Origin of the sequence: Altererythrobacter sp. C41 (genome assembly GCF_016803135.1) — a bacterium.
GTDB lineage: Bacteria > Pseudomonadota > Alphaproteobacteria > Sphingomonadales > Sphingomonadaceae > Pelagerythrobacter.
Window position 1 is genome coordinate 13,656 of record NZ_JAEVFE010000001.1, and the last position, 15,534, is coordinate 29,189.

Annotated in this window: 14 protein-coding genes; 10 read left to right on the top strand and 4 right to left on the bottom strand. The window is 65.5% G+C overall.

Features of this window, described 5'->3' with window-relative positions; all coding sequences use genetic code 11:
• Positions 1-34: 34 nt before the first annotated feature.
• A complete protein-coding gene (locus tag JNO53_RS00050; protein WP_203106756.1) occupies positions 35-901 on the bottom strand; it encodes a LysR family transcriptional regulator in 867 nt (288 codons plus the stop codon).
• Positions 902-1,006: 105 nt separating this feature from the next.
• Here JNO53_RS00050 and JNO53_RS00055 point away from each other — a divergent pair, with 105 nt between their 5' ends.
• Genes JNO53_RS00055 through JNO53_RS00065 form a run of 3 tightly spaced genes read left to right on the top strand, consistent with a single transcriptional unit; the run spans position 1,007 to position 4,888 of the window.
• Positions 1,007-2,455, top strand: coding sequence for an amidohydrolase family protein (locus JNO53_RS00055; protein ID WP_203106757.1), 1,449 nt, complete (start codon positions 1,007-1,009; stop codon positions 2,453-2,455).
• Between the two features lie 19 nt (positions 2,456-2,474).
• Positions 2,475-3,638: an ankyrin repeat domain-containing protein gene (locus JNO53_RS00060; protein ID WP_203106758.1), complete on the top strand. Its 1,164-nt coding sequence runs from the start codon at positions 2,475-2,477 to the stop codon at positions 3,636-3,638.
• Positions 3,635-4,888, top strand: coding sequence for a cyanate transporter (locus JNO53_RS00065; protein ID WP_203106759.1), 1,254 nt, complete (start codon positions 3,635-3,637; stop codon positions 4,886-4,888). The genes JNO53_RS00060 and JNO53_RS00065 overlap by 4 nt, the downstream gene beginning before the upstream one ends.
• Positions 4,889-4,900: 12 nt before the next feature.
• On the opposite strand, the gene dmeF is transcribed toward JNO53_RS00065, so the two are convergent.
• The 3 genes from dmeF to JNO53_RS00080 form a co-directional block, all read right to left on the bottom strand.
• The gene (dmeF, locus tag JNO53_RS00070; protein WP_203107780.1) at positions 4,901-5,866 is read right to left on the bottom strand and encodes a CDF family Co(II)/Ni(II) efflux transporter DmeF; all 966 of its coding nucleotides are present in this window, start codon (positions 5,864-5,866) and stop codon (positions 4,901-4,903) included.
• Between the two features lie 97 nt (positions 5,867-5,963).
• Positions 5,964-6,689 (bottom strand): RES domain-containing protein, encoded by a 726-nt coding sequence (locus JNO53_RS00075; RefSeq protein ID WP_203106760.1) that lies wholly within the window; start codon positions 6,687-6,689, stop codon positions 5,964-5,966.
• Positions 6,686-7,099 (bottom strand): MbcA/ParS/Xre antitoxin family protein, encoded by a 414-nt coding sequence (locus tag JNO53_RS00080; protein ID WP_238401516.1) that lies wholly within the window; start codon positions 7,097-7,099, stop codon positions 6,686-6,688. The genes JNO53_RS00075 and JNO53_RS00080 overlap by 4 nt, the downstream gene beginning before the upstream one ends.
• A 224-nt stretch (positions 7,100-7,323) precedes the next feature.
• Between JNO53_RS00080 and JNO53_RS00085 the strand changes: the two genes are divergently transcribed.
• The 7 genes from JNO53_RS00085 to JNO53_RS00115 all read left to right on the top strand — a co-directional run bounded on the left by JNO53_RS00085 (position 7,324) and on the right by JNO53_RS00115 (position 15,522).
• Complete coding sequence (locus tag JNO53_RS00085; protein ID WP_203106761.1) at positions 7,324-9,312, top strand: beta-L-arabinofuranosidase domain-containing protein; 1,989 nt, start codon at positions 7,324-7,326, stop codon at positions 9,310-9,312.
• A gap of 4 nt (positions 9,313-9,316) precedes the next feature.
• On the top strand, positions 9,317-10,693 hold the full coding sequence (locus JNO53_RS00090) for a sugar porter family MFS transporter (protein ID WP_203106762.1): 1,377 nt from the start codon (positions 9,317-9,319) through the stop codon (positions 10,691-10,693).
• Between the two features lie 81 nt (positions 10,694-10,774).
• Positions 10,775-11,764 (top strand): oxygen-dependent tRNA uridine(34) hydroxylase TrhO, encoded by a 990-nt coding sequence (gene trhO, locus JNO53_RS00095; protein WP_238401517.1) that lies wholly within the window; start codon positions 10,775-10,777, stop codon positions 11,762-11,764.
• 3 nt (positions 11,765-11,767) lie between these two features.
• Entirely contained in the window at positions 11,768-12,418 is a 651-nt protein-coding gene (locus JNO53_RS00100) for a glutathione S-transferase N-terminal domain-containing protein (protein WP_203106763.1), read from the top strand.
• Positions 12,419-12,560: 142 nt separating this feature from the next.
• Complete coding sequence (locus JNO53_RS00105; protein ID WP_203106764.1) at positions 12,561-12,938, top strand: BlaI/MecI/CopY family transcriptional regulator; 378 nt, start codon at positions 12,561-12,563, stop codon at positions 12,936-12,938.
• Positions 12,938-14,686, top strand: a complete 1,749-nt coding sequence (locus JNO53_RS00110) for a M56 family metallopeptidase (RefSeq protein WP_203106765.1) — start codon at positions 12,938-12,940, stop codon at positions 14,684-14,686. The genes JNO53_RS00105 and JNO53_RS00110 overlap by 1 nt, the downstream gene beginning before the upstream one ends.
• A gap of 98 nt (positions 14,687-14,784) precedes the next feature.
• Positions 14,785-15,522 (top strand): hypothetical protein, encoded by a 738-nt coding sequence (locus JNO53_RS00115; RefSeq protein ID WP_203106766.1) that lies wholly within the window; start codon positions 14,785-14,787, stop codon positions 15,520-15,522.
• The last annotated feature ends 12 nt before the right edge of the window (positions 15,523-15,534 follow it).

Here is a 15,534-nt window from a genome sequence, read left to right on the forward strand (position 1 = left end):
CGGTTGCAGACGAACCGCCTTCTCAGTGCGATCGTCAAGTCCCGAAGCGCGCGCGATGTGCCTCGTAGCGGTTGAGAAGCACTGACTTGATGTTCTCCAGAAGCAGACCGATCTGGCCCGCATCTTCCCAGGAATAGACCGATACGACCATGGGCGCCTCCTCACCGAAGCCGGCATAGGGGCGGATTTTATGGTCGATCGCTGCGCCCTTGGGCAGAAGAGAGAGCCCGATGCCGGCCTCGACCGCCGTGAGAATACTGCCAAGGCTGGTGGCGGTGAAGGCGACATACCAGCGCCGCCGGTCACGCTCGACCCGTTCGAACATCGCTTCGCGATAAAGACCGCCCGGCGGAAAGGTCACCAGCGGCATCGGGTCGACCCAGACGGGCGCGTGATCGGCGCTTTCGAACCAGCCGATCGCTTCGGGGAAGGTCGCGCGATTGTCGGGGCTTGCGCTCGCTTCCTTGACCACGACGATGTCGAACTCGCCCGCGCGGAAGCGACGATCGAGGTCGCGGCTCAGACCCGTGGTGACATCGAGGCGCACTTCGCGGTGCTGCTCTGCAAAGCGTGCCAGGATGCGGCTCATCGACAAGGTCACGATATCCTCGGGAACGCCGATCCGAATGGCCGCTGTGCCGGCGCGGTCCGCGAGCAGCGTTTCGGCCTCATGCTGCAGGGCCAGGATGCGGCGGGCATAGCCGAGCAGGCGCTCCCCCGAAGCCGTAACGCGAACGGGCCGTGCCGCTCGATCGACCAGCACCTGACCGACCGCCTGTTCGAGCCGCGCCAGTTGCTGGCTCACCGTCGACTGAGTGCTGTGCAGCCGGTCCGCCGCCTGCGTGAAGCTGCGGGTGTCGACGATCGCGACGAAGGCGCGGAGAAGACGCGGGTCGAGCATCGAGGTCATCATAGATGTGAATGATTGGCATTCAAACATCTCATTGGAGAATGATTCGGCGAAGTCTTATCTGACGCAAGAGGTCTCACGATCAGTATTTGCCGCATGAAGAAGCTCGTTTCAGTTCTCCTCGCGGGGCTCGCACTCCTGCCGCTTCCAGCGATCGCCAAGGATCGGGCGGACGTGCTGATCCGCAACGCGACCGTGGTCGATGTCGAGAATGCACGGCTGATCCCGGATCAGGCCGTCGCGGCGACAGGCGGCACTATCGTTGCCGTGGGCGCCGAGGCCGAGATCGCGAAAACCTGGACTGCCAGCAAAACCATCGACGGCAACGACCGTTTCCTGATCCCCGGCCTGTGGGACATGCACGTCCATTTCGGCGGTGGACCGGCACTGATCGAAGAGAACAAGGCGCTTCTGCCGCTCTATGTCGCGCACGGCATCACGACGATACGCGATGCGTCCGGCGATCTTCCGACCGAGGTGCTGGCCTGGCGCCGCGAGATCGCCGACGGGACCCTGTTCGGCCCGACTCTGCTCAGCTCAGGCCCGAAGATCGAAGGGATCGATCCTGTGTGGAAGGGGACGATCGAGACCGGGACGAAAGCCGATATCGACGCCGCTGTGGCGCGGCTCCAGCAGCTTGGCGTCGATTTCGTGAAGATCACCGACAGCACGCTGAAGCCGGAGCTGTTCCTCTACGCTGTGCGCCAGGCGCGGGCGGCGGGTTTGCGCGTGTCTGGCCATATTCCGATGGCGCTGACGGTGGAGCAGGCGGTCGATGCCGGGATCAGCTCGATCGAACATATCGACTATGCGTACAAGGCAGGAGTGAAGGGCGAGGCCGTCATCGCGGCTGACTTCGCCGCCGGACGGATTGACCGTGCGGAGGCCAACCGGCGGATCGAGGCCGGCTTCGACCATGAGGTAGCGATGGCCGCCTATCGCAAGCTCGCAGCCAAAGGTGTGTTCGTCACTCCCACGCTGAACGGCAGCCGCATCATCGCCTATCTCGACCGCGACGATCACAGCGACGACGATTATCTCAACCTGATCGGCCCGGGCCTGCGCGCAACCTATGCCTGGCGCGTCGAGCGCGCCGCCAAGGCCGATGCCACCGCGATCGCGGCGCGCCATGCCGCGTTCGAACGGGAGGCGGCGCTGCTGCCGATGCTGCAGGCGGCGGGCGTGACGATCATGGCCGGGACCGATGCGGGCTTCCTCAATTCGTTCAACTATCCGGGCATCGCCCTGCATGAAGAGCTGGCGCTGTTCGTCGAGAAAGGGCTGACGTCCGCCCAGGCGCTCGCGGCCGCGACACGAGCCGGTCCCGCCTGGTTCGGCAAGCTCGACCGTTACGGCTCGATCGAAGTGGGCAAGGCGGCCGATCTCGTGCTGCTCGACCGCAACCCGCTGGAAGGCATCAGGGCGACGCGCGCGATCCACACCGTCGTGCTGCGCGGATCGGTCTATGACCGTGCGGCGCTCGACACGATGCTGGCCGATACGCGCGCCAAGGTTGCAGCCTGGGACGCGCAGGCCGCAAAATGAAACGGCAAGGACGGCGGAAATGGTCAGACGAATGGCGATCGGCATCGCCCTTGCGGCGGCGGCCCTCGCGATCCCGCTGGTCGGATCGGGGCAGCCGATGAGCGACCACCGCCTGCACGATGCAGCCGCGAGGGATGACGTGGCCGATATCCGCGCTCTGCTTGCCGCCGGGGCGACGATCGACGCGCGTGACGAGGCTGGACGAACGCCTCTGCTCGCCGCGACCCATGCCGACAGCGTCCGCGCGGCCGAGGCGCTGATTGCGGCAGGCGCCGACGTCAACGCCAAGGATGCGATCGACGACAGTCCCTATCTCTATGCGGGAGCACGGGGCCATCTCGAGATCCTGACGATGACGCTGAAGCACGGCGCCGATCTGAAGAGCGTCAATCGCTATGGCGGCACCGCGCTGATCCCGGCCGCCGAGCGCGGCCACGTCGAAACCGTCCGCACGCTGATTGCCGCGGGTGTCGAGGTCGACCATGTCAACCGGCTCGGGTGGACGGCGTTGCTCGAGGCGATCATCCTCGGCAATGGCGGTTCCTCGCATCGACAGATCGTCGACCTGCTGATCGCTGCCGGCGCCGATGTGAATCTGCCCGACGGAGAGGGCGTTACGCCCCTGCAACACGCGCGCCGCCGGGGCTTCAGCGCGATCGAACAGGCACTCGTGGCCGCTGGGCGCGCGATAGAAGGAAAAGCCATGACAGATGCAACCGAACGCTTCCTGCGCAAAGCGATTGCCCTCGCGCGGGCTAATGCCGAGCGCGGGGGCCGTCCCTTCGGCGCCTTGGTGGTCAAGGATGGCGCAGTCGTCGCGACCGGGGTCAACGAGATTCTCGCGACCGGCGACCCGACCGCCCATGCCGAACTGAACGCGCTGCGCGCCGCAAGCCGCGCGCTGGGCTCGCCCGACCTTGGCGGATGCACAGTCTTCGCGAGCGGTCATCCCTGCCCGATGTGCATGGCGGCGATGCGCATCTCCGGCGTGCGCGAGGTCGCCTACGCCTACTCGAACGAGGACGGCGCGCCTTACGGCCTGTCGACTGCCATGGTCTATGCCGATCTCGCGAAGCCTTTCGCCGAACAGTCGATGACCATCCGTCACGTTCCCGCGGCGGCGCGGGCCGAACCGGATCTCTATGAGGCGTGGCATCGGCGGCGACAGGCAAGCGGGTCATGACAACGCCTACCGCCCGGCTGCTTCCGCTCGCGATCATTGCGCTGATCGGTCTCAATCTCCGGCCGTTCCTGACCGGAGTGGGACCGCTCGCAGGTGCAATCGATGAGGCGATGGGGCTGGGCCTGCAGGGAATGGCGCTGCTCACGCTGCTGCCGATGCTCTTGATGGGGATCGGTGCCTTTGCCGGGCCGCTGCTCCAGCAGGTGGTACCGGCACGCCGGCTGGTCATTCTGGCGCTGGCGCTGCTCACCGCGGGTTCTCTGCTGCGCTTGTTCGCTTCGGATGGCGGGGTTCTGCTCGGCACGGCGCTTCTCTGCGGACTCGGCGCCGCTGTCATTCAGGCGGTGCTTCCCGGCATGATCAAGCGCGACTTCCCGCAGCGGGTCGCGATCGTCACGGGACTTTACTCCGCAATGCTCATGGGCGGGGGCGCGCTGGGTGCACAGATGACGCCGATCCTCGTCCAGGCGTGGGGAAGCTGGCAGATCGCCTTGGCCATGCTCGCCGCGCCAGCGGTTGTCGCGCTCGCACTGGTGAGGCGCCTGCCCCCCGACAGCGCATCCTCCACAACGTCCGGGACCATGAGCCTGTTGCTCCGCCGTCCCCGCGCATGGATGCTGATGGCGGGCTTCGGGCTGGTGAACGGTGGTTATGCGTCGGCGGTCGCCTGGCTCGCACCCTTCTATCAGGAGCATGGTCGAAGCGCGGCCGCGAGCGGCAGTCTCCTTGCCGTGCTGGCGATCAGCCAGGCGGCCGCAGCGTTGCTGCTCCCGATTGCCGCGCGGGGGCGGAATGATCGTCGCGGCTGGCTGTGGTTGACGCTCGCGATGCAGGGCATCGGTTTCGCAGGATTGGCCTTTGCTCCCCAGTCCGCACCGCTCGCCATCGCAGTCCTTCTCGGAGCGGGGCTGGGCGGATGCTTTGCGTTGATGATGATCGTCGCGCTCGACCATCTGCCGGACTCGGCCAAGGCAGGCGCTCTATCGGCGCTGATGCAGGGCGGCGGGTTCGTAATAGCAGCTCTCGCGCCATGGATCGTGGCGATGCTGCACGACGGAGCGGGCGGATTCGCCACCGGGTGGATCGTTCACCTCGCCTGTGTGGCGGTGGTCGCCGGGCTGGTCGCCAATCTCGCGCCCGAAGGGTACGGGCGGGCAATGGCAACTGTTCTCGGGAAGCCTTCTTTCGAAGGCCTGATACCAAGGACCGGCCGCCGCCGTGGTGCGCTCGACGACAGGTGCGGGATTTGAAGCTGGCCCGTTTCAGGCGGCGCGCAGGTGAGGGTGGGCGTCCTCGCAGCGATGCACTTCCACGGTCACGTGGACATATTCGGCATGAACTGCGAGCCGGGATACGTAATCTTCGGGCCGCAGGGGATGACCCGCGATGAGCGACGCTATCACCGCATACTTGCCGGGCCCGATCCGCCAGATATGCAGGTCGCCCACCGCAGCATCGCCGTCCTCCAACGCTTCCCGCACTTCTTCGTAGCGCTCGCCATCGGCGTCCGCATCGACGAGCACGGCGGCAGTGTCCCGCAGCAGGGTCCACGCCCAACGCGCGATGACGATCGCGCCAACCAGCCCCATCGCCGCGTCCATCCAGACCCACCCCAGATAGCGCCCGGCGAGCAATGCCGCGATGGCGAGCACAGATGTCAGCGCATCGGCGAGAACATGAAAGTAGGCCGAGCGCAGATTGTTGTCAGCATGCGCATGGTCGTGGTGACCATGGTCGTGGTGGTGATGACCATGATCGTGCCCGTGATGGTGATCGGCTCCAAGCAACCAGGCACTCGCGAGGTTTACGGCGAGGCCGAGGACCGCGATCCAGATCGCCTCCGTGTAGGCGATCGCCAGCGGGCTCACCAACCTTTGAACGGACTCCACGGCAATGCCGATGGCAAAGATCGCGAGCACCAGCGCGCTTGCAAAACCTGCCAGGTCGCCGACCTTGCCTGTGCCGAAGGTAAACCGTGGATTGCTCGCATGCCGCCGGGCGAACCAGTAGGCGAAGGCCGCCACCCCCAGCGCCCCCGCATGCGTCGCCATGTGAATGCCATCGGCCAGCAGCGCCATGGATCCGGTCCAGAGGCCTGCGCCGATCTCGATCACCATCATCGCTGCGGTCAGCGCCACCACATAGCGGGTGCGCCGTTCGTTCGCATCGTGCGAGGCGCTCAGGAAGTTGTGGTCATGCGAGAGAGGATTGGAGTCTGAATGATGCATGTCGCCGCCATAGCTGCGATCAATGCGACCGGCCAATCTTTCCGTGGCGCAAGATGGGGTATCGAGGCGAACCGAGGCCGACGCGGAGGGCTGAGCCTTACTCCGCGTCTTCATCGATGCGGAAGACCTCACCGCCTGTGGCGTCGCGGTAGAAATCCACCCGCGTCCCGTTCCAGTGATAGTCGAGGTGACGCCCCTGGAGCGGGCGGGATGCCAGGTCCGGGTGGAACAATGCAGCGCATTCTCCGCCGCTGTCGCGGCAACTCGGATAGGCGATACCCTCGCTGCCGGCCGCGCGCAGGGCGGCAGCGAGTCTCCGGCTCGTATCATGACACTCGGGATCAAGCGCCTCGCCGAAAGCGTCGGCGCCGTTCCTGAGATCGTGGGCATCCAGCGCGATATCGAGGACAATCTCGCGGAACTGGGATGTCCAGCCTTCGGTCTCGCGGGTGCGAGCCATGAAACGGGCGTGGTGATGGATCGTTTCGGCGAGTGCCGTCTCGAACCGGTCCGCGACATAGAGCACGCCGTAGCTGCCATCGGTAAACCGGCTCGGCCGATCGCGGCTGACATGCGTGAACGGGGCCATCAGGTAGGATGCACCCGGCCCGCTCACCCGCCGCGCTGGCGGCACGAGGTCGAGATTGCCGATCGTCTCCATGAGGCGCGGGTTGGTCTTCTGCTCGGCGGAAATGAGGAGCGGCCAATCCTGGGGATCGGCAAGGTCCTCGAACAGATCGATGGGCGGATGAGCACTGCGGATGATGCGCCGTGCCCGCCGCCATTCGACCCGGCGGACCGGGACAGCCGCGGGATCGATCACCAGCCGCCGCGCTCCGCATCCAGATAGCGCCGCACTCGCATCAGATCGGTGAGTTCACCCCCGAGCATGACGTCGAGCGCGGAGCGCCCGCCGAACGCCTCGTTGGGCGCCTTGATCCAGCGATAACCGCGCGCCGCATCGTTGAAGATGATTCTGAGCGCCTTGTGGATGCCCATCAGGTTCGACAATCGCGCCTTGCCGTCGCGGCCGATGCGGCCCGGCTCGTCCACTTTCCACCGGCGATAGGTCCGGACGCCGACGTCGAGCAGCGTAGCGGCTTGTTCGTCGGTCACGCCCCAATGGCCGAACAAGCGCAGCGCTGCCCGGAACATCGCGCCAGCCTCCGCGTCCGTAATCGGATCGGCGGCGAACGGGGCGGCCTCAGTATCGATGCGTGTCAGCACAGCCATGTCGCAACTCCTGCCATTTGGCAGTTATATAGTTGGAAATGATAAAATGGCAAAGTCTATTAGATGAACCTTATGCTGGAGTGGTCTCCGGGCAAACTGAGTCCCTTTCTCCTCTCGGGGAGGCGGAAATCCTTCATGGATGATCGCGACGAGCAAAAGCTTTCCAACGCGCGTGACATGACGTAACAAAAAAGAAAATTGCTTTAAAAAAGCGGAGGAAGGGGATGATCAATCGTCGAGAGTTCGTCGGGGGAGCGACAGCAAGCGCAGCGCTGATGCCAGCTGCCGGATTTGCCAATGCGAGGCGAGGGCCGGTTGCCGCCGTGAACGGCGTGGTATTCAATCGGGCACCACTCTCCAACCAGCCCTTCGCTCCGTTGCCCTTAGGAGCCGTGCAAGCAAAAGGGTGGCTTGCGACGCAACTCGAGACAATGGCGCAGGGGCTGACGGGCCGCCTCGACGAGTTCTATTCGTTGGTGGGCCCGCAGAACGCGTGGCTCGGCGGGAACGGTGACGCCTGGGAGCGGGGACCTTACTGGCTCGATGGCTTGGTTCCCCTTGCTCACATTCTCGATGACGAGCGCCTGAAGGACAAGGCTCAACCATGGATCGAGTTCGCCCTGCGCAGCCAGCAGGCGAGCGGATATTTCGGCCCGCCCGACGATCGGGGATCCGGCAAGGATGAGAACGGTATCCAGCGAGCCAACTCGGCGGACTGGTGGCCCCGTATGGTCATGCTGAAAGTGCTCCAGCAGCACCATGAAGCCACCGGAGATCGCCGGGTGCTGGATTTCATGTCGCGGTACTTCGCATATCAGCGGCGGCAGCTCCCGACCCAACCGCTCGATCACTGGACCAAATGGGCACGGCATCGCGGCGGCGAGAATACGGCCAGCGCGCTCTGGCTGTATAACCGTACCGGCGAGCCGTCGCTGCTGGAACTGGCGCGCACCCTCGTAAGTAAGACAAGCGATTGGACCGCGGGTTTTGCCGCGGAGCAACCGCCGACCGCACACGGCGTCAACGTGGCCATGGGCGTAAAGCAGCCGGCCCTGGCTTATCTTCTCGATGGTCGTTCCGGACATATCGAGGCGATCCGCCACGGCCTGATGTTTCTGGAGCGCGATCACGGCCAGGTTACGGGAATGTTCTCGGGCGATGAGCCGCTGCACGGCACGAACCCCATCCAGGGCACCGAACTCTGCACGGTGGTCGAGTTCATGTTTTCACTCGAGATGCTGGGCCAGATCACCGGGGATGTGACCGTTCTCGATCGTCTCGAGCGCATCGCCTACAATGCGCTGCCGGCGCAAACGACCGACGACTATATGGCTCGGCAATACTTTCAGCAGCCCAATCAGGTGATGATAAGCCGCGACGTGGAGCAGTACGCGCAGCAGCACGGCGGCACCTCGCAGCTGGTCGGTCTGTTGGACGGATATCCGTGCTGCACGGTCAACATGCACCAGGGCTGGCCCAAATTCGTCCACTCCATGTGGGCGGCGAGCGCGGACGGCGGGCTTGCAGTGCTGAGCTACGGCCCCAGCAGTGCGCGCGCCACTATCGGTGGCATCGAGGTGGAGGCGGAGCAGCAGACGTCCTATCCGTTTTCCGATGAGGTCAGGATCGTGCTCCGGACGGAACGGCCGACGTCCTTTCCGCTCCATCTTCGGATTCCGGGTTGGGCGGAAGGAGCGACGCTCAAGGTAAACGGACAGCATGAGGCGCTGGCGTCATCCGGCCAGATAACCCGGCTGGAACGCCTCTGGCGCACAGGCGATGCAGTGGAATTGATCTTCCCGGCAAAGATCACGCGCAGCGCGTGGCACAAGCAGCTCACAAGCCTGGAACGCGGGCCGCTGGTGTTTGCCCTCCCGATAGGGGAGGAATGGCGCAAGATCGGCGAACACGGCGGTATCGACACATCCGAGATCTTCCCGACGACGCCGTGGAATTATGCGCTCGAGCCCGATGCCGACGTTACCCTTGCTCGTACTGAGGCCGTTTCGGATCGTCCCTGGATCGGCGCCAACGCGCCGCTCAGCCTGAGCACCACCGGACGCAAGATCCCGGGGTGGGATAGATACCATCAGACCCACGGCTCTTTGCCGTTCAGCCCGGTTTCGACCGACGCACCGGCGGAGACGTTACGGCTCATTCCATACGGATGCACCCTCCTTCGGATGTCGGAATTCCCGACCGCGAAAGTCTAATCCCATGAGCAACACAAACCCATCCATGCCCGCGCCGGCGCACGGACGCTTGACCGCCGTCATGATCCTGAGCGCGGCGGGCGCCGCTCTGGGCGGCCTGCTGTTCGGGCTCGACACCGCGGTGATCTCCGGCACCACCTCCGCCCTTCAGGAGCGTTTCGCGCTCAGTGACGCGCAGCTCGGCTTCACCGTCGCCTCCGCCCTGATCGGGACGATCGTAGGCTCGCTCACCGCAGGTTGGCCGTCGGACCGCTTCGGGCGCAAGGCGGTGCTGCTCACGGTTGCGATCGCCTATGTCGTGTCTTCGCTCGGATCGGCGCTCGCTGACAGTTGGTCTGTCTTCCTGACCTTCCGCCTCCTTGCGGGGCTGGCGATCGGCGCAGCGTCGGTCATAACACCCATCTACATTGCCGAAGTGTCGCCAGCACATGTTCGCGGACGTCTGGTCGCGCTCAACCAGCTCAACATCGTCTTCGGCATCCTTCTGGCGTTCATCTCGAACTACGTCATTGCCGGCTTGTTTCCGCCGGACATCGCCTGGCGATGGATGTTCGGCATCGTCACGGTGCCTTCCGCGCTCTTCCTGGTGGTCACGCTGGTTTTGCCGGAGAGCCCTCGCTGGCTGGTCTCGGCCGGGCGCGACACGCGAGCTGTCACCATCATGGAGCGGCTCGGCTTCCCTGATCCCGCGGGCGACGTGCACCATATGCGCGAGGCGGCGGCGCGTGAGGCCGCTGCGACGCGAGCCAAGCCCCGGCTATTCGCCCGCGCCCATTCCTTCCCCGTGACCTGCGCGATTGCCATTGCGATGTTCAATCAGCTCTCGGGCATAAACGCGCTGCTCTACTACGCGCCGCATATTTTCGAACTCGGCGGTGCGGCAGCGGATAGCGCGCTGCTGCAATCGATCGCGATCGGCGGCACCAATCTCGTGTTCACGATCGCGGCGCTGTTCCTGATCGATCGGTTCGGTCGGCGACCGCTGATCCTCTTCGGGTCGATCGCCACCGCTGCCGCGCTGTTTCTCGTCGCCTGGCAGTTCGAAAGCGCGCGGCCCGACGGCACGCTCGTGCTGATCGGGTTGATAGGGTTCATCGCAGCCTTCGCGCTTTCGCAAGGCGCGGTGATCTGGGTGTTCATTTCGGAGATATTCCCCAGCGCGGTCCGCGGCAAGGGACAGGCGCTCGGGAGCACCGTCCACTGGGTCATGGCGGCGTCGATCACCTGGGCATTTCCGGTCTTCGCGGCCCGACTGGGAGGGTGGGTGTTCGCCTTCTTCGGTGGGATGATGCTGCTCCAGTTCCTCTGGGCCCTGAAGCAGATGCCCGAGACCAACGGTATAGCGCTCGAGGACATGAACCTGCAAAGCGCCGGTCGCTGACAGCACGGTCTTTCCGACCGGAATGACCTTCGCGGGCCTGGAGAGGAGTGCGAATCGGCAAACCTCGCTATGGCGCGCACCATGCAAGACGACAGCATTACGATGCCGGAGCAGGGCGCCCTAGGTGGAAGCGCGCTGTGCGTGGCGGCACTCTACCGCTTCACGCCGATCGAGGACTGCAGCGCCGTGCGCGGTCCGCTCGAGCACGTCTGCCGCGCCGAAGGCGTCAAGGGGACGCTGCTGCTGGCCGGCGAGGGAATAAACGGCACTATAGCGGGTACGACGAAAGCCATCGGGCGTGTGCTGGATCACATCCGGAGCATACCCGGATGCGCGGACCTCGACGTCAAGTTCTCTTCTGCGGCGACGATGCCGTTCCATCGCATGAAGGTGCGGATCAAGCGGGAAATCGTCACCATGGGGGAGGCCGGCATCGATCCCCTGTCCAGCGTGGGAACCTACGTCGCCCCGCATGACTGGAATGCGCTGATCTCCGATCCCGACACAATCGTGATCGACACGCGCAACGACTATGAAGTCGCGATCGGCAGCTTCGCGGGTTCGATCAATCCGCGCACGGCCACCTTTCGCGACTTTCCCGCGTGGTTTCGCGAACAGCGCGAGCGGCTTCTGGGGCAGGGCAAGGCGCCCAAGGTCGCCATGTACTGCACCGGCGGCATCCGGTGCGAGAAGTCGACGGCCTTTCTCAAGGAACAGGGCGTCGACGAGGTGTTCCACCTGCAGGGCGGCATCCTGAAGTATCTGGAGACGGTTCCGGAGAAGGAAAGCCTCTGGCAAGGCGAATGCTTCGTGTTCGACCGGCGCGTGGCGGTCGGGCACGGGCTGAAGCCGGGAACGCACGAGCTTTGCCCCGCGTGCCGGCGTCCGGTGAACGCGGAAGACACCGCCTCGCCGCATTATGAAGCCGGGGTGAGCTGCCCGAGCTGCTACCACGAGCGGACGGACGAGCAGCGCGCCGGTTATCGCGAGCGTCACCGGCAGGAAGCGCTCGCCGCCGCACGGGGCCGCCATCACATCGGTGCACGGCTGTCCGGCGAGACCGATGCGTAGGCCGTGGTGACGCTTCCGGTCCTCTACAGCTTCCGCCGCTGCCCGTACGCGATGCGTGCGCGGCTCGCGCTCGGCGTAAGCGGCACGACATGCGAGCTGCGCGAGGTCAAACTGTCGGACAAACCCGCGGCCCTGTGTGAGGCTTCGACCAAGGCGACCGTCCCGGTGATCGTCGAGCCCGGCGGCCGTGTAATCGACGAAAGCCTCGACATCATGCGCTGGGCGCTGGGCCGCTGCGATCCCGATAGCTGGCTGGAGCGGGACGACCCTGCTCTCATCGCGGTCAATGACGGGCCGTTCAAGCACGATCTCGACCGTTACAAGTACCCGGACCGGCACGGGAGCTACGCCGCAGCGCATCGCAGCGCGGGGCTTGCGTTCCTCGCCGAGCTGAACGCGCGGCTGGCAGAGAACGGCCAGCTCTGCGGCCGCGCGCCGGGTCTGGCCGACATGGCGATCGTGCCGTTTGTCCGGCAGTTCGCGGCGACCGATCGGACATGGTTTGCCGCACAACCTTTGCCGCACCTGCAAGCCTGGCTCGCGGGCCACCTGAATTCCGAACTCTTCGCTACGATCATGGTTCGCGAGAAGCCCTGGAAAGCGGGGGACGCACCTGTCCTGTTTCCGGGCCCGCCTCCACAAATCCGGCGTTAGGGCCTCAGAAGTCGAAGCTGGGCGATCGTTCGGAAGCCGCGTCGGCCCGCCTCGCCGGACAGCCGCCGGTCCCGACAAATGGCTTGCGCCTGATGCGCTACAAATGTAGCACGCTACAAATGTAGTGCATGAGGTGATTCGCATGTTGTCCAATCTTCCCCCGCGAGAGCGTCAGATCGTCGACATTCTCTACGAACGTGGGGCGTCGACAGTAGGGGAGATCGGCGAGGTGCTGGAGGACGAAATCTCCGGCTCCGCGATCCGCGCCATGCTCAAGCGGCTCGAGGGCAAGGGGTTTGTCGAACGCTCGCAGAGCGCTCGCGGGTTCGTCTACGCGCCCAGCTTGCCCGAGAAGGCGGCGCGCAAGTCCGCGCTGGGCCAGGTCGTGCGGGTGTTCTTCAACGGATCGCCGACCAGTGCGGCCGCAGCTCTGCTCGGCATGCAGGACAACCTCAGCACCGAAGAGCTGGACGAACTGGAGGAGCTGATCGCCCATGCGCGCAAGGGGAGGAATTCGTGATGCTGACCGCTTCGCTCCTGGCCAGCCTGGCTTTGAAGTCGCTCGCGCTCGCCGCGCTCACGCTCGGCATTCTGAGGCTCGCGCGCGGTCGCACTCCGGCTGAGCGGTCGCTGATCGCGCATCTCGGCCTGCTTGCGATCCTGCTGCTGCCGATCGGAGCGATCCTGTTGCCCCAGTGGGCGCCGCTGCCACAGGATTTCTTCGCGTCGAACGAGGTAGCATCCGGGGCCACCGACGCCCCGATTACCCCGCGCACACTCGATATTCCGGCACCCGCCGTGGAAACCGCGACGGCGGCGCCATCTTTCGCGCCGCCAAGCCTCGCCGAGCTTGCGGTGTGGATATACGCCCTGCCGCTCGCGCTGATGTTCGCGATGATGGCGGTGGCGGTGTTCCGGCTGTTCGCCATGCGACGGCGGGCCGAGGTGCTGGTCGACGGCGCCTGGCTGTCGGCGCTTGCCGAAGCGCAGCGTCGGATGGGATTCAAGCACGGCACCGCGCTGCTGGTCAGCGAGGAACTGCGTTCGCCGATAAGCTGGGGCGTGTTGCGCCCTACCATTCTCCTCGACCCCCGCGCGGTGTCAGCCGTTCGGGAAGCCGAGGCGATCATCGCGCACGAACTGGCGCACGTCGCACGGCTGGACTGGGCCAAGCTCCTGATTGCGCGGCTCGCCTGCGCGCTGTTCTGGTTCAACCCGCTGGTCTGGCTGCTTGCCCGCGAGAGTCACCACTTGCGCGAGGAAGCGGCCGACGATGCCGTCCTGATGACCGATATCGCGGGTTCGGACTACGCCACGCTGCTGGTCAACGCCGCCCGGCACGACAATCGCGCCGTGCTGATCGCCGCGCATGGCGTCGCGCCGGCCAGGAATTCCCTCAAACGCCGCGTGATCCGCGTGCTCGACGCGAATGCTTCGCGGGGGCCCGTCGGCACTGGTTGGGGGTTCCTCGGCCTTGTCTCGGTGCTGGCCATAGCCACGCCCCTGGCGGCCTTCACCACCGTCGCGGCCGAGCGCACACTGTCCGGAGCGACCACCGGCCATGCGGCGCGGACAGCGACGGTTGGAGAACATGATCCCGTTCAACTCGCCGGCGATGGACAGGCTGCAGTCAGCGCGGACGATCTGGTGAGCATGCGCGCGATGGACGTAACCCCCGCCGAGGTTGCCGAGATGCGCGAAAGTGGGGAGAGCTTCGATGCGGAGGACGTCATCGCGGCCAAGGCCACCGGCGTTACGCCCGGCTATATGGCGGAGATGCGAAGCGTGCTCGGCCCGGCGGATACGGACGAACTCGTCGGCGCGCGTGCCGTCGGCGTCGATGCAGCATATGCCCGCGCCATGCGCGCCGCCGACGCCAGCGCCGATCTCGACGCGATCATCGGCGCCCGGGCGGTCGGACTCACGGCCGCTTACGTCCGAGAGCTTCGCGCCTACTTCCCCCGGGCCACGCTGGAAGAGCTGATCAGCATGCGAGCGGTCGGCGTCACCGGGAAGTTCGTGGAAGACATGCGCGCCGCGGGCCTGAGCGTCGCGAGCCCGGACGACGTGATAAGCGTCCGCGCTGTGACGAGCCATCCTGGACCGCCTCCGGTTCCGCCACGCGGACCGCACGCGATCTCCGTCTCGCCAACGGGCGCCACCGCTATCGCCGGACCGGGTGGGACTGTGAGCACCCACCGCACGGAAAACGGAACTTCGATGTCGGTCGTCCTCAGCAATACACGATCCGATCCGAGCGGCGACTAACCGCCCCCCCGACGTCAAAAGCCTACCGAAACTTCGACAACGCCGGCCTTCGGCGAGCGCCTTCGCTCGTCCGCCACCGGCGCAGAAAGGAGCCTGCCATGAAGATATTCTCCAAGTCTGTGGTCCTCGCAGCAGCGCTCATGCTCGGTTCTACCACGACCACCCCGGGGTGGTCGCAGAGCGGCGGGGCCGAGCTGAGCGACATCGCATGGACCGTCTCGGACACGGCCAAGGGTGCGCCATCCCTGCGCATTCACCATGAGCGCAGCAGCAGCACGTTTCCGCTCGACGGCCGGGAGCCCGATCTCGGGCCCGTTACAGCCGCACTTGGTTCATCGAACGAAGGTGCGGTCACGTTCGCGATCGATCGCGAACCGGGTGTGTTGACCTGTCGGGGCGCTCTGGATCGGCGCTACGAGGGAAGCGGCGACTGCGTCTTTGCCCCGAACGCGGCATTCGAAGCCGGCCTCGACGCGCGTGGCCTGGCGCCGAAGCGCAAGGAAGACCTGCTGACTTTGGCGCTGGTCGATGCGGATCTCGCATTGATCGACGGGCTGACGCGGCAAGGCCTGGCTCCGCGTTCGACCAACGACGTGATCGCTGCTGCCGCGCTCGACGTGACACCAGGCTACGTCGCGGGTCTCCAATCGGCGGGTCTCGATCTCAAGTCGATCGACGATGCCGTCGCTTGCCGCGCGCTCGGTGTCGACGAAGCCTATGTCCGCGGAATCGTTGCCGCCGGCTACGAGCCCGATGCGCACCAGCTGATCGCGATGAAGGCGACCGGGGTCACTCCCGAATACGCGCAGAAGATCAACGCGGCGGCGCGGAACTGAAGGGGAGAGGGC

Bases quoted from the DNA above. Each gene is read 5' to 3' on its own strand.
- JNO53_RS00115 (WP_203106766.1), top strand. From the start codon at position 14,785: ATGAAGATATTCTCCAAGTCTGTGGTCCTCGCAGCAGCGCTCATGCTC.
- dmeF (WP_203107780.1), bottom strand. From the start codon at position 5,866: ATGCATCATTCAGACTCCAATCCTCTCTCGCATGACCACAACTTCCTG.
- JNO53_RS00090 (WP_203106762.1), top strand. From the start codon at position 9,317: ATGAGCAACACAAACCCATCCATGCCCGCGCCGGCGCACGGACGCTTG.
- JNO53_RS00105 (WP_203106764.1), top strand. From the start codon at position 12,561: ATGTTGTCCAATCTTCCCCCGCGAGAGCGTCAGATCGTCGACATTCTC.
- JNO53_RS00080 (WP_238401516.1), bottom strand. From the start codon at position 7,099: ATGGCTGTGCTGACACGCATCGATACTGAGGCCGCCCCGTTCGCCGCC.
- JNO53_RS00060 (WP_203106758.1), top strand. From the start codon at position 2,475: ATGGTCAGACGAATGGCGATCGGCATCGCCCTTGCGGCGGCGGCCCTC.
- JNO53_RS00055 (WP_203106757.1), top strand. From the start codon at position 1,007: ATGAAGAAGCTCGTTTCAGTTCTCCTCGCGGGGCTCGCACTCCTGCCG.
- JNO53_RS00065 (WP_203106759.1), top strand. From the start codon at position 3,635: ATGACAACGCCTACCGCCCGGCTGCTTCCGCTCGCGATCATTGCGCTG.
- JNO53_RS00085 (WP_203106761.1), top strand. From the start codon at position 7,324: ATGATCAATCGTCGAGAGTTCGTCGGGGGAGCGACAGCAAGCGCAGCG.
- JNO53_RS00050 (WP_203106756.1), bottom strand. From the start codon at position 901: ATGCTCGACCCGCGTCTTCTCCGCGCCTTCGTCGCGATCGTCGACACC.
- JNO53_RS00110 (WP_203106765.1), top strand. From the start codon at position 12,938: ATGCTGACCGCTTCGCTCCTGGCCAGCCTGGCTTTGAAGTCGCTCGCG.
- trhO (WP_238401517.1), top strand. From the start codon at position 10,775: ATGCAAGACGACAGCATTACGATGCCGGAGCAGGGCGCCCTAGGTGGA.